Raw genomic sequence first — 22,004 nt, forward strand, 5'->3', positions numbered from 1 at the left:
AAGGGGCATTTATTGGAACTAATATTTGCCCTCTGACATTTTCAAAGGTCAATTAACCTTGTACCACTTGGCGTGGGCCATATAGTATACTATATTTTGACGCTTACAATTAAACCATCAAAGATTTGCATCTAATCCGTTTATATCACAATAATGCTCTAAAAATTTTCGTGCATGTTCTTTTCCTTCTTTATCCTGTTTTATGTCAATTGCTTTTTTTAAAAAATCTATTGCCATTTCATCATCAAAATTTCTAAATAAGCCACTCCCCCACAAATCATTTGGATTAGAACTTACATGAGCTATGTCCCAATATTTGAAGTTTTTTGCCTCGTCAATATTAAACAACAGTAGATAATCTTCATCAATTACCGAATAGACTCGGCTGTTATCATTATTACCCTGTTCAATGGAGTCAATAATAGAAATACCTACTACCACACGGTCCTTAATTAGGCTATTGTAATCATTTGTAGGAAATTGGGTTGTAAACACACAAAGATGCCCAGGTTCAGCACTACGAATCATAGTTCCTGGAGAAGATTCGACGGACCAATCCCTAAGTGCTACTGAATCCATGCAAGGGTACTTATCCAGATATTCTTCACTCCATGTATCAAGTAAATCTTTCTCAGTAATTTTTCCTTTTATGAATAAATTACAACTACACATCGAGTCAGTACACCATGACTTATTCATTTTTATATTTAATTTAATCATTTTCTCGCTACATATTCCAAAAAAGCCAGCATATACTCCATCTTCACCTCCATCACAATAATTTAGTTTAAACGCTATACATGGGCACATACTCTTTTTAACTGGTTTACGTTTGGCAATAGTGTTCTCTCTACGGCGTGCTTCTTCTGCAGTTTTACGTCTATCAGCAGCCACCTTAGCTTTCGCAGCTTCTTTTTTTGATATTTCTGCCAATATTTCATTTTGTAAATTGGAATCTGTAAATACTAAATGCTCTTTAAATGCGTTAGGATATGGCATTTTCATAGATCTGCTCTCGAAATTTACTATTATCTCATTATTATCCGTCATATCAACGACAATACCAATTCCTAATTTTACTTTTTTATGACATACTTCTTTTCCAACGATATCCATAACATTCAATCCTTCTTTCTTAGGTTTAAACACTATGCCCATTTTTCCTATAAAATAATAAATTTGAATTAATACTGGATGCCTTTACATATCTAAATCAAACTTACTAAAGGTATTGTCAAGGAACCTGTCACAATCAGCAAATCCGGGATATTTGTGTTCATTATTTTTGAATGCACTATCATGATGACTGTTATCACGGTGCAGTAATTCATGGTAGATGACGAATTTTACCACTTCCCTTGGCACGCTTGGAGAATTTAACAGGGAATTGATAAATATTTTGCCGCCTCCATGATACACCCCAAAGTAATCCCGGCGAGGTTTTGGTGTCCATTCCACAAATTCGATTCCATCATAGCTGCCCCCAAACATTTCATCCACTACTTCCTTGTATAGCTGATGAATATCGTAGACCGGCTCCATCTTATATGGAATCTCCTCCATCGGGAACAGCTCGATTTTCCTGTTTTTCTTTACCCTTTCTTGGATTGCCCGAATACATTCCATAACCTTTCCAAAATAGTCCGAAAGGTTGCCGTATAATATATTAATACGCTCCTTGTTTTCCTCATAATGTGGCTTGATGACATCTAAAATATCAGAAGCAATTATTTTTTCAGCCATTATATATTCTGCCATTGCCATAGGGTCAAATTTGTCATCATCGGCAATATCATGATATTTAGGAATAGTTTTGTTGTGCATCCAGTGGCGGACGAAGATATCTATATCCTTCAGCTTCGGTGGCAGGGCCGCAAGGCCAAAATGGGAATTTAAAAGTGTTTGGCATGTTTTGTTGAATATACCTGTTTTCCATAAGTTAAGGAAATTGCCCAGGTTGGCAAATCCTTCCTCCTGTCCCTGGAAAACCAGTATTCTTGCCTCGCCATTGGAAGGTGTATGACATTCATACCAGCCCACTGGGGCCCCTTCCACCAGACTGAGAACTCCGTCCCCCTTATAGGTGATTCCCTTGTAAATATCACTAAGCAGCTGCAAAGGATACGTCTTTACTGGCCTGGTTTCCCGCTTCTTTTCTTCCGGCATTTCCCCGGCCTCTCTCATAATCCATTCAGGACTCAACCACTTGTTGAAAGTCTCCCACTTATCGCAGAAGTCCACAATATAGGCCACTTCTGTTCCTTGGGCTTTCGGTCCTCTCATACCACGGCCAATCATCTGCATAAGCAGTCCCTCACTCTGGGTTGGTCTGGTCAAGAAAACGGTCTTTATGGTCGGTACATCACTGCCCTCTGTGAGAATGTTGATATTTATAAGCACATCCAGCTTACCATTCTTGAAATCTCTGATAAGGTACTCATTCTCTTTGGCATCCCGCCCGGAATAAATGTAATCCGACTTCACACCTGCTTTTTTCAAGTCATCGTTCAGGGTAACGCAATGCTCCACATTTAGGGCGAATATTAGGGTCTTGCCATACTTTTCCTTGTTTTCCAGATAATGGTTTACTATGAGCTTGTTACGCTTTGAGGATTCAGCCACCTTCTCAATTACTGATGGAGGTAATTCCCCGTAGCGTCTGATCAGCTTTTCCTCATTAACATCTATCTGCGGCTCAAAGTTTATCTCGGTCTCAACCTTCTGGAATTGTGGCTTGGAAAGAACCTTGTTAAGTATCAGCTCCTTCATGGAAATATCATAAACCATATTCTTGTCAAAGAATTTATAGAGAAGCTGGCTTTCCTTGTCCGTCCCCCGTATCGGTGTTGCGGTAAGTCCCAACAGCTTAACGTCCCGCTTCTTTTTGCAAATAGCCTCCACAACCCTCTGATAGGACTTGGCAACTGAGTGATGTGCCTCATCAATGACTATAATCACCTTGCTTGCCAAGATCGGGTAAAGGTAATCAAGATTGCGGAACCCGGACTGTACGCTGATGATTACTACATTATCCCTTTTATCCGCCATTCTTATGCTGCTATGCTGCCCCGATACGCAGGTCAATCTGAAGGATTTTGCTTTTGAATCAACCTCTGTAATAAGACTGCAATTATTTACAAAAGCATCTGCTGCCTGGTCAACCAGCATGTGGCGGTGGGTGAGCCAGATTACCTGATACCCATTTGTTATCATATACTTCAGCAGGAAATAGGTGGCAGTGCGTGTCTTTCCGCTGCCAGTAGGCATTACCAGCATCCCGGCTCCAAGATTGTCTGTAATAAAATCTTTGCAGAGGCTTTCAACTGCTTTCTCCTGAAAGTCATAGAGCGGTACTTCCCTGCTGGTGGTTTTCCTTAAATCAATATTCACAGGATATTTATACTGGGATGAATACTCCAGTACTTCATAACCACTTCCCATCTCATAAAGAATAGCCGAATAAGTTTCCACCAGCTGTAATGAGGTTTCCATTCTGCAGAGTTCATGCCATCCATCCCTGCCTTCTTCCAGCTCGGAATGGGTGATATGCTCATATACCCTTTTGGCCACAGCAGGATAATTTTTAAAAATCATATCCTCAATAACAATCCGGTATTTCTTTGCAAACCTTTTTGTAGGTTCAGGGGATATATTGGCCACATATATGGCCAGCCGTTCTTTTTCCCTTACAGGATGCTGTGGACGATTTTCCATAGGTGTTTTGTGATTGTAAACAATCTCCTTCAAAAAATCGTAATCAAATTTTTCCCAGCTAAACTTCTTTGTCATGGTAATCAACTCCTCATCAATATTTTACTTGATGATGTAAGTTTATCAGCAGTCATAAAATAAAGCAGGGGACAAGTTGTATCCCATTTTTCATTTGAATGAGTCTATATCTTTCCCTGTCCGTTCTTTCACTTCTTTACAAAAATCAAAAACGCTATCTTTGTCTTTCAATGCATAATAGATTACTATATCTAGGTTATTTGTCATACTGAGTTTTCCTTCCTGAAGAACGAATAGCTCATCTGCCTGCTCCAGTGTCAGCCCAAGACCAACACAAAGTTTCCCCAGTTGAGCTCGCGTCCACCTTCGTTTTCCATTCTGCATACTTTTATAGGTAGCACTTACAATATTACAAACCTCTTCTACGAAAGAATATAAATCTATTTTTTTATTATTACATTTCTCATAGGATTGTCTTGCAATATCCACGGTCATATCGATCTTCATATGAAGCTTTACTAAATCATTTGGTGGTTCTACCCCTTCAGGAACTCTAGGTATTCCTTTATTATAATTAATATTCATCACAATCAACCTCACAAATACATTATAAGTTGATAAAAAAATCTATTTGGCTACCTTCTCTATCTGCTTCACCACAGGACAGGCATCCGAATCTACATATATATGTGGCATCTGGCCCTCCCTTTAATTACTAGGCGTATGTAGCCATACCAATCCTGCCAACTGCAGCATCAATATCACTGGCACGCCATACTTGAATTTTAGATGCAAGGTTTTGTGGTGGAATATTCTCATTCCCAGCAATGCCCCAATGCTGCCACCGATAGCTGCAAATACAAGCAATGTAATTTCTGGTACCCTCCACCAGCGCTTTATGGCACATAGCTTATCCCAACCATAAATTATAACTGTCGCAATATTGATTATAACCAAATACTGTAAAACAATTTCATGTAAGTCCATACTACTCAATCCGTTCAAATCTATATTCCTGTTTAACATCAGGATACTTCTCCCGATCAACTTCGCTCATAAACATATCCAGCGGTCTGGCATAAATTCCTTCACCGCCATACATAGCCTGATACACAACCATCTTTTCATCCGTCTCAGTGTACTGGGCAATGGCAATAATCTTATAAAGCTTATTCTTGAAATGCCGCCAGATTTCATCCGGGCGAGGTAATTCTCTATCCATAAATGTTCTCCTGCAACTTTCATTTAGTCCAAATAAGATACTCTATATTTCATTAGTAAACACCCACAAGAATAATTTTTATCTCCAGCGACGTGTACCGCCGCCGGACTGCCGGTGGTGCTCTCTGGCCTCACGGTGGTCAAGGCGATAGCCATCATCATCGTAATCTTCCTCGTAATGGCCCGCAGCATAATATTCTTCATCATAATAGGGGGCATTGCCACTCATCTTAGCCACCCGTTCAGAATAGGTCCTATTATATTCATCCTGAAGCTGTTTATGACGGGCTTCCTGGGCAGCTTTTTTAGGTTTTACAACATTTTCATTAATGTCGAAAATCTGACTTCGGAGTTCCAAAACCTTTTTCTTTAATGGCCCATTGTAATTTTCAGGGATAAGGCCGGCATAATAAAGAAGCATACTGTTTTTTACAATAATTCCTTTTTCGATGCCGCCCCATTCAGCAATTATTTCCAGGCAATTAGCTGTATAATACAAGACTTCAGCATTGGGACAGACCTTAGCAATAGTAGAGGCACAGTCATTTCGCTCACTCAATCTGATGTGATCCGGCGTACCGCCAAAAAATGCTGTGGCTGCTTCCTTTGCTTTATTCTGGTCAGGATGGGCAAAATCCATCTCATGAAAAATCTCTATTCCTTTTTGATAGCTCTCAATAGATCTATTAATAAAGCTATACCGTTGGTTTTGTTCCCTGGTCTCAATATCCGCCTTAGTTTCACAGCCTAAAATAGAAAAAGATATGATGGACAGAAGCAAGCATCCTATTATTCTGTAAATATAAATAGAGGTATTAGAACCATGGTCCATTCAAATCCCCCGTCTTAAACAGTCTCATTTTACACTCGCTATAAATATCTTTTTTAAATCAATAGTCAATAAGATAAAATCGTCTTGGATGTTTTAACTTGGAAATTGCTTTTTTCAGTGTTTGTCTAATACGTTCCCTGGTCACACCAAAAGATTGCCCCACTTCCTCCAAAGTGCGTTCTCGATAATCCTCCAAGCCAAACTTAAGTACTAATACCTTTCTTTCTCTTTCCTTTAATGTATCAATCGCCTTTATAAGCGTATCTTTATAAATATTAGCTATTACTTCATCCTCAATTAAGTCCACTTTTTTACTATCATCGCCGCTTAATGATACTATTTCATACTCACCAATATCATTATTTTCCATAAAGTAATCAAGTGATTCAATATGAGTCATAAAATAATACTCAGAGAAATATTTCTCAGCCGTTTTATTCGTACAATCATTATGCCATTTAACAAATTCTTCAATATTTTGTGACTTTGTTAAAGGCCCCTTCATTAATTCAACTTTAGGCATTACTACATTCATATATTTATATACTGGTTTCAAGTATTCTTGTTTTCTGCCATTTCTAAGTAACCCCATATTGGTCGACCATAATGATTCTCCCAGGATCTTCTTTATTACATTTGCAAGCACATGATTTATAAATGGTATTTCACCATCACCCCAATATACCTTGCCTGTTACCAACACATCAAAATCATACTCTTTTTTGTACTTAGTAATATGATATGTATAATCATCACCGGTCCAAAATGATAACCCCGTTTTTTTCTCTTCATAATTTGTAATTACTTCTATTATTTCAAGCATTATAGATTGATACAAATCATCTTTACTTACCAAAGCTTTATTATCGAAATATTTATAATAACAGGAAACAGCTTTTTTTACAGTATCTGACATTTTTTCACATATAGCAGATAATGCATCAGTATCGCCTTTTCTATACAACTGTAAAAGCTCCTTATACGAGTACAATGATTTTAAAGATGAATTATATCCTATAATTTTTATTTGCAATTTTTCTAAATAATCGAGATATATTTTCTCTGCACCCGCTTGTGGAAAAAGCTCGATTAATCTTGTGTATAGACTATCTACCATCTTAATATGGATTGTTCCGTAATACATATTAAGTAATACATTATTCATAAATAACTTTTTATAATATTGGGAAACTGTTAAAACATGAAACCCTAATAATGCATCATCTACAATCACTTCAATATCGTTATTTTTGCAGTATTCACATATCATGTAACTTATCCAACGAGTATCTGGCAACTCACTTGATTTAGTAATTCGCTGAATATCTTTGTAAGCTATTTCCCAACCGTCACATGCGGAAAGTATTTCGTGATAACACCAGTCATCCAAATAACTATATATATTCTTAGCTTCCTGAGTTAAATGATAATTATCTATAAAATAAGTATATTCTTCATAGCTGACATATTCCATTCTAACACCCGTCCAAATGTAATTTCATATAAACGTTAATCTATATTATCTATTAATTCTACATTACTATATTAATTCCTTTTTTAAATGCTATTTCTGCAGGTTCAAATCAATAATGAATCCGTACGGGCCACAAATTATAGTATTATTAACAATGTGTGCATTGCTTTTTATACATATCCCCCCTCCTCCCTCTGATTTTCTGCTAATTACAACTGTAATGCTAAAAAGTGTCTGACAGCCTCATAATACAAGGCGGTCAGGCACTTTTCCTTTAATAAAAATTTTTCAAATTTCTCTGACTCGAGTTCACTTAGTATAATTTTCGTATAAAAAATGTTATTCTAATGATGATTTGCCTGCATCAACTTCCTGGTCAAAGTTGTCATTATTCCACACGGAACCATCTGTGAAGTGAACCTGTTTTATAACTACTTTACCTTTGGTTGTTTTTTCCGTGTTAAAAAGTGTCCAACCACTCGTCAAAAAGCCATTAGGAGCAGCATTTCCTTGCATTGTCAACGCAGAAGTTACATTTCCATACGAAGGGTCATTAAAACGATATGCAGGTCTGCCAAAATTATCAAATTGCAAAATTACAAATTCTACAGCATCTATTGTTTTCGGGGTAATATTTTGTAGTGTTACGCTTACTTCTGTAACACCTCTTTTATCAAAAGAAATCTTAGCTAACTTTACAGGTTGAGAGGATTGCGTCTGCGAAGAGCTATTATTCTGTTGTTGCTCCTTGGGAACATACATAGAAACCTTGTTTTCAAGCTCCTTATTTTGTTTTTGTAGGCTCTCTATCTGTGATTTCAGCTCCTGATTCTCATTTTGAAGCTGAGATAATTGTTCATTGTTTCCACAACCGGAAATGAAAACTGTACCAATGAGGATGGCTATACATAGTACTTTTGTTAATTTCATGATTTAATCCTTCTTTCATTATTTTTATTACCACTAGTAAAAATAAAAGATAATATTCAGATTCCAAGGACATTTACCATGAATCTAACTAATCCAGATATTGACTTAATTCAGAATAATACGCGGCATTCCAAAACAAACTTTTAAGGAATCCATTATCCCATTTGTATGCATCAGCAGTCGAATCCGCTCCTGTCTTTGGATTCACAGCACTTAAGAACTTTATTATTCGTACCCCATCCCCCTTGTAGGTACAGAATTTAAATGTTTTAGGACTATGCTTGGCCGCATTTCCATTTCCATCAGAACCACCGCTCCCATAATATGTTAAGCATGACACATAGGCTACACCATTATCTACATAATAAGAGCAGCTAGATATATCTAAAAAAATTGCTCCATATTCTGTAACACCAGCTACGGGAAAATTATAGTCACCATACATATAGTTTTCCTTTACTCTACTCGAGTCCGAATTAGGCGATTTAGGCACTGTACATCCCGCTTTATATGTTCCGCTGTAGTCTTTGTTAGTGATATCATATCCTACATTAGCATTAGCAACACTTAACGATGCAATTATTACTAGAAATGCTAAAAATATAATACTTTTCTTCATATTCGTTTCCTCCCAGATAAACAACATAATAAAATAACATTTTTCATCATACCAACTCCTCCATTTCATGAGTACCAAACACAATTATAAGGATAATATCTTCTAACAAATTTCATTTAGTAATTCTACACATTTTTAGCAAATCCTTTTTAAAAATGTGTATTTCAAAAGCTGGAGCATTTTTATTGGATTGGGATAGCACTTCTACATTCTAGCACTTCCACATTCCCAACTTATAAAAAAGTCTAGGTGCCATAAACATATCTATCCCACCCCAGTAATTACGCCCGTTCCAGAGTAGATATGTTTATAGTTTCAGAACAACATCGTCCCCACATTCCCAACTATGCCAATAGCAGTACCACATACTCTACCCTAATGCAAAAAATCAGCAGAGCAACATACCCAACTATCATTTTGAGTATGTTGCTCTGCTGAAAATCACTAAAATGCTGTCTTTCTGGCACAGCATAATTCTTTATTTTTATATGTCACAAATATGCCGTGAAGCCTTATAGGACAAGGGGTTATGGCACTTTTATTTTTTGTTAATTAATGCTACGCTCTCAACGTGGCTGCTGGCGATGAACATATCCACTGGCTGGACTTTTTCAGTCTTATAACCCAGCTTATCCAATATTTCCAGATCTCTTGCCAAGGTGGCAGGGTTGCAGGAGACATATACAATACGGTTTGGCTTCATATTGGCAAAGGTTTTTAATACCACCTCTGTACAGCCGGCCCGTGGTGGGTCCACCACTATTACATCAGGTCGGATCCCCTGATTATAGAGCCTTGGCATTACCTTAGTACAGTCACCCACTATAAATTCAGCGTTCTTAACATTATTTTCACGGGCGTTTTTCTCCGCATCCTTAATAGCCGGGCTTACTATTTCTACGCCATAAACCTTACGTGCCTTCTGGGCCAGATAAAGGCTGATAGTACCAGTACCACAATAAGCATCAATAACTGTTTCTTTCCCAGTCAGCTGGGCAAACTCCAGTGCCTTGTCATAAAGTACCTCCGCCTGCTTGGTATTAACCTGGAAAAAGGAACGGGCAGAAACATTAAAGCTGAACTTCCCCAGCTTAGCCTTAATAGTTGGACGTCCCCACAACAGCTTAGTCTCACGTCCCAATATAACATTATTTCTATAAGTCTGGATATTCTGCTGAAGGCTAACCATCTGAGGCAGACGGCTGCGAAGCATCTTGATAATCTCCTTTTCCCGGCTCAGCTGCTTGGTCGCAGTAACCAACACCACCATAAGCTGTCCCTTTTCCCCAGTACGGGCCACTACATGGCGCATTACACCAGTATGACGGTCCTCATCGTATACAGGAATATTCAGCTTATCTATTACCTCGCGTACTGCACTGATGGCCTCGTTATTGATTTTATCCTGAATCATACAGTCAGAGGAATCAATAATCTTATGAGTTCCCTGGGCAAAGCATCCAATAATAGTCTTGCCCTTTTCACGACCCACGGGAAATGCCACCTTATTGCGGTAATTCCATGGCTCCTTGGCTCCAATGGTTGGCAATACAGGTAAATTTTTAAGATGGCCTATGCGTTCCATAGCATCCTTGACCTGCTGCTGCTTAGCCTTTAACTGCCCCTCGTAGGAAAGATGCTGCAGCTGGCAACCACCACACTCCTTGTATATACCACAGGAAGGCACCACGCGATCAGAGCTTGGTTTTAACACCTTCACCAGCTTACCAGTAGCATAGCTTTTCTTTACCTCAGTAATCTTTACAGTAAGCTCCTCCTCAGGAAGACCACCCACCACAAAAACGGTGAAGCCTTCAATACGTCCCACGCCTTCACCACTACTGCCCAAGCTATTGATTTTTATATTGTATTGCTTTCCCTTTTCTACAGGAACTTTTGCCATCTGTTTTCCTCCAAGACATAAAGAGGGCGTCACCCTCGGAATAATTGCATGGTTTATTATACCACAAACATCCGTGACTGACGCCACACCTCAATAATTACTTTTTAAGTTGGCCTTACTTTTTAAACTGTACCTCAAAGAGAAGATCTGTTGGCTTATCAAGAAGCATTTTAGCTCCATTTTTCAAAAGCTCATCATCCTTGCGGAAGCCCCAACGGGCACCTACAGGCAGGAAGCCTGCATTTACAGCGGTCTGCATATCCACGCCGCTATCTCCTACATAAACCACTTTATCAGGCTCCACACCGATTTCCTTGCAGATTTCCCGACAGGTGGATGGATCCGGTTTTCTGGGATGACCAGGACGATCTCCCATAACTATCTTAAAAGTACCTGGCTCAAACAAAATACTGATAATAGTCTTTGCCGCATCCATTGGCTTATTGGTGCAAACAGCCATAGGCACATCCTTTTCGACGAGCTTCAACAACAACTCACGAACACCGGAATAGGCGCGGGTCTTATTCAACACCTTGCCGTTGTAAATCTCCTTGAATTTTGCCAATGCCTTTTCGTAAAACGATCTGTCTGCGGACTTGTCAATAGGCAATGCTCTTTCCACAAGCTTGCCAATGCCATTTCCTACAAAATACTTGTATGCTTCTACATCATGATTTGGCAAATCATAAGCTGTCAGCATTTCATTACAGCTATCCGCCAAATCGTCGATGGAATTAATCAGGGTTCCATCTAAATCAAATATTACTGCTTCATAGCGCATATTTCTTTTCTCCGCCTCTTTCTACACAAAAATCCTCTCACAGCACGTAATATTCTATATTAAAAAGAAAAATCCTGCAAATTTTAAAAAAATATTAATTTTTTTGGTCAGCCTCCATGAGTACACTAAGAATATCTGCCTCTCCTGTTAATAAATTTTCCCTATCTCCACTGTGATGTCTGAGGACAATATCTGCCTCGTGTATGAGCCCCAGCTTCAGTAGCTCCGCACAGCCAATTTCCGGGTGCTGATAATATCTGTACATAATATCCTTAAAGATATTATCACTGGCCTTGTCACTGTTATTAATGGACCAGTCATGGAAAAATTTATCCAATAAAACGCCATAGGCCTTGCGGAAGCTGTTCATCTTTGGACCCCGGCCAATATCATGCAGCAGACAGCAGCGCCTCAAAAAATCCATATCAATAGAATCAGACAAGCATCTATTGTTGGCAATTTCCATTGCAGTTTTCATAACATTTAAGCAATGGCGCTGATCAGCTACTGTCATGTGATAAAAGGCCTGCTGAGCCTCAGGGGACAGCAGGTCATTTATTATATTCTGTTCTTCTTTATTGGGACCCTTAGCCAGAACTCCCTTAAAAAATTGAACTATTCTGCTCATATTTATTTTACGAATATCAGCTGCTGATATCCCTTTCCTGCGCGATATTCCTCAGCATCCTGTTCAGTGGACGGTCCCATAGCCATCTCACAGGCTTCCCCAGCCGCACGCAGCTTCTGAACTGCCTTTATGGCCTCCGGCTCCTTGCCAGGTGCAAAAGCTACATATACATCACGTTGAGTCTGCGGTGCCTTCAAGCCATGACGCTCCAAAGCCAACATTACCCGCTCTATGCCAAAGGCAAAGCCAGTGGCCGACATATCTGTGCCAAAATCCGTCAGCATGTTGTCATAGCGTCCGCCGCCACATAATGGATAACCAAGCCCTGGGGTATATGCCTCAAACACCATGCCGGTATAATAGCTGAAATCACGAATTACACCCAAATCAAAGGTTATATAGTTGGACACGCCATAGGCTTCCAAAAGATTGCAGATTTCAGACAGATTATCCAAGGCCTTACGGGACTGTTCATTGTTCACCATAGAATAGGCCTTCTTTAGGATTTCGCGGTTACCATGAAGAAGCGGAATCTCCTTAACCATCTTTTTTGCATCCTCGGAAATATCCGCCTTATCAGCTATATTATTAAGACCTACCAAATCACGGTTTTCAATGGCTGCACGGATATTGCCCATTTCCTTGGCACTCAAGCCGCATTGCTTCATAAGGCCATTAATAAAGTCCACTTGTCCAAGGCAAATAATAAAGTCATTTAATCCCGTCTTTTTCAAGGCAGAAATGGCCAAAGCAATTATCTCTGCATCTGCAGTTGCCTTATCACTACCCAACAGCTCAACTCCCGCCTGATGGAATTCACACTGGCGACCAGTCTGGGCCTGCTCATAACGAAATACTGAGCTAATATATGACAGCTTTAATGGCAGCTTATCCTCCTTCATACGGGAAGCAGCTACTCTGGCAATAGGAGTAGTCATCTCGTAACGCAGAGCCATGGTACGGTTATTCTTATCAAAGAGCTTAAACATGTGAGGCTCCAAATTACTTCCGTTGCCCATAGTAAGGGTATCCAAAAATTCAACGGTTGGAGTCACTATTTCATCATAGCCCCAAAGATTGAATTCTTCAGCTATTGCTGCTTCAATGGCACGCTTACCGGCAGCCTCACGAGGTAAAAAGTCTCTTGTACCATAAGGGATTTCCAAAACCATTTCTCTATTTTCCATAGTCACTTCTCCTACGCCCAACTTGCTTTAATACTATTTCTTCTCCTTTAAGCGATCCAATACCAGTGAATAGCCATCTGCACCATAATTAAGGCAACGCTTTACCCTGCTGATGGTAGCTGTGCTGGCCCCGGTACGACTTACAATGTCATCATAGGTGTGATGATCCTGCAGCATGCGGGCCACCTCCAGGCGCTGACTCATAGCCTTTATTTCACTGATAGTACAAATATCCTCAAAGAACTGATAGCATTCCTCCACAGTTTCCAGTTTTAAAACTGCCTCGCAAAGCTGATCGTTCAAATCATCCCTTAACTTAGGATTTACCATAAAAACACCACCTGTTAATATACTATATGTTTATGACGCTTTCGTACTTTTATTCTTTCACACTTTACTTTGTGAAAATATAGATATATTATACAGCAACTATCCAAATTTTGCCATAGAAATATAGAAAAAAACCGTAAACTTCAAAATATAGTATGCCTCAACAACAAATAAAAAGCAGCCCGTAGGCTGCGTCATAGTATATTGTCATTACTCTTCAGTTGGCAGGTTCACATTCCGTGGGAGATATGTTTCTAAAACATAATCGTCCTCTAAGGATTCTTACTGGGACATATTTGTAAAGATGTATTCCAGATATTCTTTGGTATCGACTTTGTTTGGCATACCGGACTAATGTGATTTCCTCGTTATGCCAGATACATACTTTCGATAATGGCCCTGGCCAATTCAGTATCACTCATACCCTTCATTTTCTTAGGCGCAGATACATATGCCGGCATGCGTTTTTTTATAAATTGTGTGTCGATATTGCCTGTACGAAAATAATTATCACGAAGGATTTTGTTATGAAGTGGCAAAGTGGTTTTTACTCCCTCAATGTGGAATTCATGCAGAGCACGCTCCATAATTTTTATGGCATCGCCACGATTGCGTCCGTGAACAATAATTTTTGCAATCAACGAATCATAATAAGGCTCGATGTCCAGACCCGCTGTTACACCAGAGTCAAAGCGTACCCGTGGACCGCTCGGCCCATGGAGAAAGGTAATATGTCCAGGGGATGGCATAAAGTTTTTATCCGGATCCTCGGCGTTGATGCGGCATTCGATGGCGTGTCCCGTGAAAGTTACATCATCCTGTGTAAAATCCAAGGATTCACCAGCGGCGATACAAATTTGTGTGCGTACCAGGTCAATACCGGTTACTACTTCCGTAATACCATGCTCAACCTGGATACGGGGATTTATTTCCATGAAATAAAATTCATTGTCAGCTAAATCCAGTAAAAACTCTACCGTACCGATATTGGAGTAATGAACACTTTTTGCTGCCTTAACAGCCAATGCTCCAACGCGGTTGCGCATATCCTGGGTCAGTGCAATAGATGGTGATTCCTCCAGCAGCTTTTGATTGCGACGTTGCAGGGAGCATTCACGCTCCCCAAGATGCAGAACCTCCCCGTAGTTATCTGCCACCACCTGTACCTCAATATGGCGTGATCTTTCAATGAAATGCTCGAAATAATATTTTTCTTTCGTAATATCCACCAGTAGCTTCAAGATATTTTTCAGGTCTTCTTCATCACGAGCGACACACATTCCTTTACCTCCACCACCTGAAACTGGCTTCAGAATAACCGGATAACCGACCTCCTTGGCACTCCTGATGGCTTCCTCGTTGCTGTTCAGCGGATTGCTGCCCTTGGCCATTGGAATACCCGACGGCATTATGGAGGCTCTTGCGATATCCTTATCCCCCACCAGACGAATGGTTTCCGGCATTGGCCCAATCCATGTAATACCGGCATCTGTTACCTGTTCTGCGAAATCTGCATCCTCCGACAAAAAGCCGTAACCGGGATGCAGAGCATCAGCTTTTGTCTGAATTGCAGCGTTAAGGATTGCTTCTTTATTAAGATAGCTTTCCTGAGCATCCGCTGGTCCGATATTTACGGCTTTATCCGCCAATCTGACATGCAGGGCATCGGCATCAGCATCAGAGTATACAGCTATAGTTTCAATATCCAGCTCCTGACAGGCACGGATAATACGGACAGCTATTTCACCACGATTGGCAATAAGAACACGCTTAAACATATGATTACCTCCTAACCTCTAAAAAATAGAATATCCCCAAATTCATCATACCAATAATTATACATCGGTTAATATACAAGTCAATAAAAAACATACCCGTTTTTATAAACAAAATAAAGTATACAAAATACTGTATAAAATACAGATACAGTATAGCATTTTATTTCAATTATTAATGATTTTTATTTTTCAATTGTAAAACAGAGGATAAACGTAATGATAAATTTATCATACGATTATTCCGAAAGCTATCCACTAAAAATGCAGGTTATCCGCATTGCCTGTTGATAACCTGCATTTGAGTTGATAGTATAGTTAGGTATCGGTAATATTCATAAAATGCTCTTTGTACTGAAGCTCCAATATTGGCAGCACATAATCAAGATCCACCCTGTTTTCCATGGTTTCAAGGGCTGCACGGCGGGCCTCCAGTAAAATGTCTATATCCTGCAAAACATCGGCAATCTTTAAATCCGGCAGTCCATGCTGCATTGAGCCGAAGAATTGTCCCGGCCCTCGGAGCTTTAAATCCTCCTCAGCCAATACGAAGCCATCAGAGGTGGTCTCCATAATACGCATGCGTTCCTTGGACACTTCAGTTTTACCATCTGTAACCAGCACGCAATAGGAGCTGTATTCACCACGGCCAATACGCCCCCTAAGCTGATGAAGCTGAGCCAGACCAAATTGCTGGGCATTTTCAATGACCATCATACTGGCATTGGGCACATTCACACCTACCTCGATAACCGTTGTTGCCACCAATAGCTTAAGATGTCCTTCGTAGAACTCCTGCATAATGGCTTCCTTGTCCTTCTGCTTCAGCTTACCATGAACAAGTCCGCAGGGAATATCCCGAAAAATACCATGAGTCAGCTCATCATAAACTGCCTCAGCAGACAGGAGATTACTTTCCTCACTGTCCTCAATAAGAGGACATACAACATATCCCTGACGCCCCTTAGAAATTTCATCCCGCATAAATTTATAAATAAGCTCACGCCTGTCCGGAGTGCGCACGAAGGTTCTCACCGGCTTTCTGCCAGGTGGCAGTTCCTGAATAAGTGACACATCCAAATCACCATATACCGTCAAAGTCATGGTACGTGGAATTGGGGTGGCCGTCATAACCAGCACATCCGGCATGAGTGTGCCCTTTTTCTCCAGCTCAGCCCGCTGATTGATACCAAAACGATGCTGCTCGTCCGTTACCACCAGACCAAGCTTCTTAAAGGACACCTGCTCCTGAATTAGGGCATGGGTACCGATAACAATATCTATTTGCTGAGCTGCCAGCTCCTCGTAAATCTGCTCCCGCTGCTTTTTCGTGAGCTTTCCAGACAAAAGAGCCACCTTTACTCCAAGTGGCTCCAGCTGTTTTACGAAACCTTCATAATGCTGTCTGGCTAAAATTTCCGTAGGAGCCATCAGAGCCCCCTGATAACCGTTTTCTACTGTCTTTATGAGGGCCAGCATGGCAATAACCGTCTTGCCGGATCCCACATCACCCTGTACCAAACGACGCATAGGCACAGAGCTCTCCATGTCATTACAAATATCATTCCAGGCCCTTCGCTGGTCCCCAGTAAGTTCAAAAGGCAGCGATCCCATAAGCTTATCCACCATTACGCTGTTGAGCCCATGCCTTATGCCCTGCTTTTTCTCCTGAGTCCGTTTTTTCAGCATCATAAGACCGCATTGTATAAGGTACAGCTCTTCAAATGCCAGACGATTCCTGGCCTGCTTAACCTTGGCAAAGCTATCCGGGAAATGAATTCCCCAAAAGGCGTCACCACGAGGCAACAGCCTATAACGATTGGCAATATTTTCAGGAATAACCTCTGGAATTGTATCCACACTATTTAAAAGCTCTCTGATGGATTTTCGGAAGAATTTTTGATTAAGGGCCTCTGTAGAAGGATAAATAGGAAGTATTCCCAGCCCCTTGGTCTCATCCTCATCAGGGTCCATAATCTCAAAGGAAGAAAGCTGACTCATGGCGTACTGGCCCTGACCTCCAAAAGCGAATTCCACCTTTCCGGTAGCAAAAACCTTTTTACCCGGCTTTAGCTTCGCCTTCAAAAAACGCTGATTAAACCACGTAATCTGCACAAATCCAGTGCCATCACTAACCATGGCTGTCAGAATAAGCATATTTCGACGCCCGGCTCTTTTTTCCTGTAGAGAGGTTATAACGCCGGAAATAGTAGACTTTTCCCCTGGCTTCAGCTCCCCAATAGGAGTAATGCTGCTTTGATCTTCATAGCAACGTGGATAGTGGGTCAGCATATCAAAAATTCTGCTTATACCTAATTTTTTAAGGAGCTGAGCCTTCTTTGGTCCGATTCCCTTCAAATATTGAATATCCTGATCCAGCTCCATAAAAATCCTCCACAACTACTGTACTTACTTTTATTCTCCGCCACCACTATTCAGGAATACACCTATGGTTACGAAAATAACTACCATTACTGCAACAAGCCCCACAAACATTGCTCCCAGCTTCACCCAGTTAGTGGAATCTTTGAGGAACTCCTCGCTTTCATTTTTTAGCTCATCGATAACGGATACATCCTTTGGTGGCTTCTTTACTTCCTTCTCAGGAGCTCCTGCCTCCTTTGTCTCTTCCTCAGCAGGCTTTTCCTCCCCCTCAGGTGCCTCTTCCTTAATTATCTCAACTACCCTAAAAATCTCACCGGCGCCAGCCTCTACATCCCCTACATTGGCCTTGATTTCCGTGTCCTCTTCTTCCTCATTTACAACGATAACAGGAGTAATAGTATTAATTCCTTTTTCCTCAAAGGCCCCCAAATCGTATTCTGCCACAAGATCACCGGCCTGGACACGCTGGCCCTGCTTTACATGTAAAATGGTAGTCTTATCCGCCACCTCATGGCCCTCTAAGCCAACATGGACCAAAATATTAAGGCCAGTATTTGTCTGAAAGCCAATAGCATGCTTAGTGGCAGCCACTACGGAAACTATACCGCTAATAGGGCTGTACAGCATACCATCCTTTGGAATAATGGCCACACCATCACCCATCATTTTCTTGGAAAAGGTATCATCAGGCACCTCAATTAAATCAACGATTTTTCCTGTCATCGGTGCAAAAATAGAACTCTCTCTTGTATTCTGAGCCATAATAACTCAACCCCTTTTATCTGATTTTGCCCACATGTGCCGCATAGACCATGAATTCTTCTTCCCCATCAAGGCCTAATTCACGGTTCAGCTCTTCATCATTAAAATGACCTATAGCACAGCATCCTATCTCCTGGGTATAGCATGCCAAATAAAGATTTTGGCACACATGACCAGCATCCAGATAAAGATACTGCAATGACCTTCCCCCAAAGGCATAGTCCATTCTGTCAAGAACTGCCGCCCACATAAAGGTAACGGCACTGGCATCATACATATTTATTTTATTGAAGCCCTTTTGCAGTCTTTCCTTGACACCATCTCCAATATCAACTGGCAGAAGTGCATGCTCAAAGGCCAAAAATCTGTACAAACCTTTTTCAAGTCCCTCGACCTTATCTATATAGAGATAAGTTTCAAAGGCGTTTCTGGCACCAGCCGAAGGCACAGTACGCTTGGTGGCACCGGCAGGAAGCACCATCTTAACCCCTTGGGTACACCACAGAAGGAATGACAACTCCTTCATGGTAAGAGGCCGTTCACTGTATTCACGAACAGTGGAACGAAGCTCCATCAGCTCCAAAAAGCTGACTTCCTTATCCTCCAGGTAATCCGGCTCCGGCAAGGCTATCAGCTGGGCATCCTCAGGATATGGCTTTTGGGGTATAGGCACTTCTTCATGGTTAATCTTTCTTGTATTAAGATTATTTTTAACCAAGGATGCCTCACGCAAAGCCTTAAATATATCCTTGTACATAAAAAACGCCTGCCCTTCAAAGTATCACTACTTGTAATTATATAACAAAGGACAAGCGTTTTAAATACATTATTATTTTAATCTACAGGACGAATGCCGGTTTTACCCGTAAATTTATGATAATCACCGCCATTATGACGATTTACCAGCTCACAGAATACTTCCTCAGGGTTGATATTATGATATGCCATCAGTACAAGACAGTGATACCAGAGGTCACCCATCTCATAGATGATTTCATTTTTATCATTGTTCTTGGAGGCAATAATTGTCTCTACAGCCTCTTCACCCACCTTCTTAAGAATCTTGTCCTGACCCTTTTCAAAAAGGTAGTTGGTGTAAGAGCCTTCCTTTGGATTCAGCTGGCGGTCCTTAATAACATCATAAAGCTCGTTCATGATGTTGGCCAGATAATACTTCTCAGGCTGCTCGACCACAGCCAGAGCCTTTTCATTTTTCAGCAGTCTGCGTCCGCTAAAGCAGGAATATGTACCAGTATGGCAGGCACCAGTGCCCTTCTGATGAACAATAACCAAAAGGGTATCCCCATCACAATCGTAATAAAGGTCCTTTACCTCCTGCACATTACCAGAGGTGGCTCCCTTATTCCATAATGCCTTGCGGCTGCGGCTCCAGAACCAGGTGGTTCTCGTTTCAATGGTTTTTTGGAGAGAGTCAGCATTCATGTATGCCATCATCAGCACCTGGCCATTTTCTTCCTGAATAATGGCTGGTACCAGGCCCTTTTCATCAAATTTAATCATTGAAATGTCAATCATAGTGTATCCCTCCATTTTTGGTGTATCCGGTTGATAAGAGACAGTTGACTTCAGCGAGGGACTCAGGGCTAAAACTATTATTTTGCTTTTAATTAGTCAGCAAGAAAAATCCAAACTCGCTTCGCTCAAACAATGGATGTTTTCTCGCTGTGTAAGAATGCAAAAAATAGTTTTTTAACGCCCATCGCCCAATGCTTCAGTCAAACTGCTCTTATCAACATATATTTTCAAGTAGATCGGTACTAAAAAGAGCCATTAAACTACAACACGTAATAAATATTTTTTTACATACCTGCATTAGTGAGAAAAATTATTTGTTTGAGCAAAGCGAGTTATAATTTTTCTCGCTATACAAATTATTGTAAAAAAATATTTTAGTGATGTAGTTGAGGCGATAGTTAGTACCGACTACCCTAAAATCTCATTTCTATTCCTCTATCCCGCAGGTATTCCTTCACCTGTCTGATGGTGAACTGTCCATAATGGAACACTGAGGCAGCCAATACTGCATCTGCCTTTCCAAGGGTCAGCACATCATAGAAATGCTCCATCCTTCCTGCTCCGCCAGAGGCAATAACAGGAACATCAACAGCCTCAGAAACAGCCCTGGTAAGAGGTATATCATAGCCATCCTTGGTGCCGTCTGCATCCATGCTGGTAAGTAGAATTTCCCCGGCTCCCAATTCAGTGCCCTTCTTAACCCAATCTATCACATCTATTCCCGTAGGAGTGCGTCCGCCGTTCACGAATACCTCCCACTTATCTTCCCCCGTCTTTTTGGCATCCACCGCCAGTACCACACACTGACGCCCGAAAATTTCTGCGCCTTGACGTATGATATCAGGATTTTTTACTGCTGCAGAATTCACCGAGGTTTTATCCGCCCCGGCCTTCAACATTTTACGCATATCCTCAGGAGTTCGTATGCCTCCACCTATAGTAAAGGGAATAAACACCTGGGAGGCACAGTCCCTCGCCACCTGTACTATGGTGTCCCGCTGTTCATTGGAAGCAGTGATATCCAAAAAAACCAGCTCATCGCAGCGTTCCGCATCATAACGGCGGGCCAGCTCCACCGGATCACCGGCATCTCTAAGTCCCACAAAATTGGTGCCCTTAACGACACGGCCACCCTTTACATCAAGACAGGGAATTATTCTCTTAGTATACATACTTATCACTCCTCTGCCCCGGATGCAACCTTGATAGCCTCAGATAAATCAAGGGAACCGGTGTAAATGGACTTGCCAACTATAACCCCTTCTATACCATCCTTTTCATAAGGAAGAAGTGCCTTAATATCATCGATTGATTTAACGCCACCAGAGGCCACCACCTTTATACCGCTTTCTCTGGCCAGCTTGGCAGTAGCTTCAACATTTACCCCCTCAAGGGTACCGTCACGGGAAATATCAGTGTAAATAATGGTTTTCACACCAGCCTTGGCCATTTCCCTGGCAAGGGCCCCGACCTCCACGTTTCCGGAAACCTCCCAGCCATCTACAGCTACGATACCGTCCTTGGCATCAATGCCAACCACTACCCGCTCACCATACTTGGCACAGGCCTCCTTTACCAAAGCAGGATTCTTGGCAGCCACGGAGCCCAAAATAACCCGCTGAACCCCTGCAGCCAAAACCTCATCAATATTTTCCATGGTGCGGATTCCGCCGCCCAATTCCACAGGGATATTGACCTTGGCAATTATTTTCTTTACCACGTCAAGATTAATGGACTTGCCTGCTCTGGCACCATCCAAATCCACCAAATGCAGATACTGCCCCCCAAGAGCTTCCCATTTTGCAGCCATTTCCTCTGGCTCGCCAAAAACCGTCTCCTGAGAAAAATCTCCTTTATAAAGGCGTACAGCCTTGCCTCCACGAATATCTATAGCAGGAAAAATAAGCATAAA

The 22,004-nt window shown here is 41.2% G+C and carries 21 protein-coding genes; all 21 read right to left on the reverse strand.

The features are described 5' to 3' along the window. Positions 1-117 precede the first annotated feature (117 nt). Positions 118-1,116, reverse strand: a complete 999-nt coding sequence (locus T355_RS0100440) for a hypothetical protein (protein WP_027396021.1) — start codon at positions 1,114-1,116, stop codon at positions 118-120. Positions 1,117-1,200: 84 nt separating this feature from the next. Further along, positions 1,201-3,789, reverse strand: coding sequence for a DEAD/DEAH box helicase (locus T355_RS14555; RefSeq protein WP_051555285.1), 2,589 nt, complete (start codon positions 3,787-3,789; stop codon positions 1,201-1,203). 90 nt (positions 3,790-3,879) lie between these two features. Continuing rightward, positions 3,880-4,317: a hypothetical protein gene (locus tag T355_RS0100450; RefSeq protein WP_155851637.1), complete on the reverse strand. Its 438-nt coding sequence runs from the start codon at positions 4,315-4,317 to the stop codon at positions 3,880-3,882. Positions 4,318-4,437: 120 nt separating this feature from the next. Continuing rightward, positions 4,438-4,716, reverse strand: a complete 279-nt coding sequence (locus tag T355_RS0100455) for a DUF1294 domain-containing protein (protein ID WP_071997146.1) — start codon at positions 4,714-4,716, stop codon at positions 4,438-4,440. 1 nt (position 4,717) lies between these two features. Beyond that, complete coding sequence (locus tag T355_RS13055) at positions 4,718-4,951, reverse strand: DUF1653 domain-containing protein (RefSeq protein WP_037329609.1); 234 nt, start codon at positions 4,949-4,951, stop codon at positions 4,718-4,720. A gap of 78 nt (positions 4,952-5,029) precedes the next feature. Continuing rightward, positions 5,030-5,782, reverse strand: coding sequence for a hypothetical protein (locus tag T355_RS0100465; RefSeq protein WP_027396024.1), 753 nt, complete (start codon positions 5,780-5,782; stop codon positions 5,030-5,032). A gap of 58 nt (positions 5,783-5,840) precedes the next feature. Next, positions 5,841-7,256 carry a sigma-70 family RNA polymerase sigma factor gene (locus T355_RS0100470; protein ID WP_027396025.1) on the reverse strand — a complete coding sequence of 472 codons (1,416 nt, stop codon included), beginning with the start codon at positions 7,254-7,256 and terminating at the stop codon, positions 5,841-5,843. 339 nt (positions 7,257-7,595) lie between these two features. Then, the gene (locus T355_RS0100475; protein WP_027396026.1) at positions 7,596-8,186 is read right to left on the reverse strand and encodes a DUF5780 domain-containing protein; all 591 of its coding nucleotides are present in this window, start codon (positions 8,184-8,186) and stop codon (positions 7,596-7,598) included. An 88-nt stretch (positions 8,187-8,274) separates the two neighbouring features. Beyond that, the gene (locus T355_RS0100480; protein WP_027396027.1) at positions 8,275-8,805 is read right to left on the reverse strand and encodes a hypothetical protein; all 531 of its coding nucleotides are present in this window, start codon (positions 8,803-8,805) and stop codon (positions 8,275-8,277) included. Between the two features lie 538 nt (positions 8,806-9,343). Next, complete coding sequence (gene rlmD / locus T355_RS0100485; RefSeq protein ID WP_027396028.1) at positions 9,344-10,708, reverse strand: 23S rRNA (uracil(1939)-C(5))-methyltransferase RlmD; 1,365 nt, start codon at positions 10,706-10,708, stop codon at positions 9,344-9,346. Positions 10,709-10,823: 115 nt separating this feature from the next. Next, positions 10,824-11,489 (reverse strand): HAD family hydrolase, encoded by a 666-nt coding sequence (locus T355_RS0100490; protein ID WP_027396029.1) that lies wholly within the window; start codon positions 11,487-11,489, stop codon positions 10,824-10,826. A 94-nt stretch (positions 11,490-11,583) separates the two neighbouring features. Continuing rightward, positions 11,584-12,117 carry an HDIG domain-containing metalloprotein gene (locus T355_RS0100495; RefSeq protein ID WP_027396030.1) on the reverse strand — a complete coding sequence of 178 codons (534 nt, stop codon included), beginning with the start codon at positions 12,115-12,117 and terminating at the stop codon, positions 11,584-11,586. 2 nt (positions 12,118-12,119) lie between these two features. Then, on the reverse strand, positions 12,120-13,304 hold the full coding sequence (gene hisZ, locus T355_RS0100500) for an ATP phosphoribosyltransferase regulatory subunit (RefSeq protein WP_027396031.1): 1,185 nt from the start codon (positions 13,302-13,304) through the stop codon (positions 12,120-12,122). 33 nt (positions 13,305-13,337) lie between these two features. Further along, positions 13,338-13,634, reverse strand: a complete 297-nt coding sequence (locus tag T355_RS0100505; protein ID WP_027396032.1) for a YerC/YecD family TrpR-related protein — start codon at positions 13,632-13,634, stop codon at positions 13,338-13,340. 368 nt (positions 13,635-14,002) lie between these two features. After that, complete coding sequence (locus T355_RS0100510; protein WP_027396033.1) at positions 14,003-15,412, reverse strand: acetyl-CoA carboxylase biotin carboxylase subunit; 1,410 nt, start codon at positions 15,410-15,412, stop codon at positions 14,003-14,005. 315 nt (positions 15,413-15,727) lie between these two features. Beyond that, the gene (gene recG, locus T355_RS0100515; protein WP_027396034.1) at positions 15,728-17,794 is read right to left on the reverse strand and encodes an ATP-dependent DNA helicase RecG; all 2,067 of its coding nucleotides are present in this window, start codon (positions 17,792-17,794) and stop codon (positions 15,728-15,730) included. Positions 17,795-17,824: 30 nt separating this feature from the next. Then, complete coding sequence (locus tag T355_RS14560) at positions 17,825-18,556, reverse strand: PTS sugar transporter subunit IIA (protein WP_051555286.1); 732 nt, start codon at positions 18,554-18,556, stop codon at positions 17,825-17,827. A gap of 16 nt (positions 18,557-18,572) precedes the next feature. Then, positions 18,573-19,313: a SagB/ThcOx family dehydrogenase gene (locus T355_RS0100525; RefSeq protein ID WP_027396035.1), complete on the reverse strand. Its 741-nt coding sequence runs from the start codon at positions 19,311-19,313 to the stop codon at positions 18,573-18,575. A gap of 77 nt (positions 19,314-19,390) precedes the next feature. Beyond that, entirely contained in the window at positions 19,391-20,092 is a 702-nt protein-coding gene (gene hisIE / locus T355_RS0100530; RefSeq protein ID WP_027396036.1) for a bifunctional phosphoribosyl-AMP cyclohydrolase/phosphoribosyl-ATP diphosphatase HisIE, read from the reverse strand. Positions 20,093-20,505: 413 nt separating this feature from the next. After that, positions 20,506-21,264: an imidazole glycerol phosphate synthase subunit HisF gene (gene hisF / locus T355_RS0100535; protein WP_027396037.1), complete on the reverse strand. Its 759-nt coding sequence runs from the start codon at positions 21,262-21,264 to the stop codon at positions 20,506-20,508. A 5-nt stretch (positions 21,265-21,269) separates the two neighbouring features. Next, on the reverse strand, positions 21,270-22,001 hold the full coding sequence (gene hisA, locus T355_RS0100540; protein ID WP_027396038.1) for a 1-(5-phosphoribosyl)-5-[(5-phosphoribosylamino)methylideneamino]imidazole-4-carboxamide isomerase: 732 nt from the start codon (positions 21,999-22,001) through the stop codon (positions 21,270-21,272). Between the last annotated feature and the right edge of the window lie 3 nt (positions 22,002-22,004).

Origin of the sequence: Anaerovibrio lipolyticus LB2005 (assembly GCF_000621545.1) — a bacterium.
GTDB lineage: Bacteria > Bacillota > Negativicutes > Selenomonadales > Selenomonadaceae > Anaerovibrio > Anaerovibrio lipolyticus_A.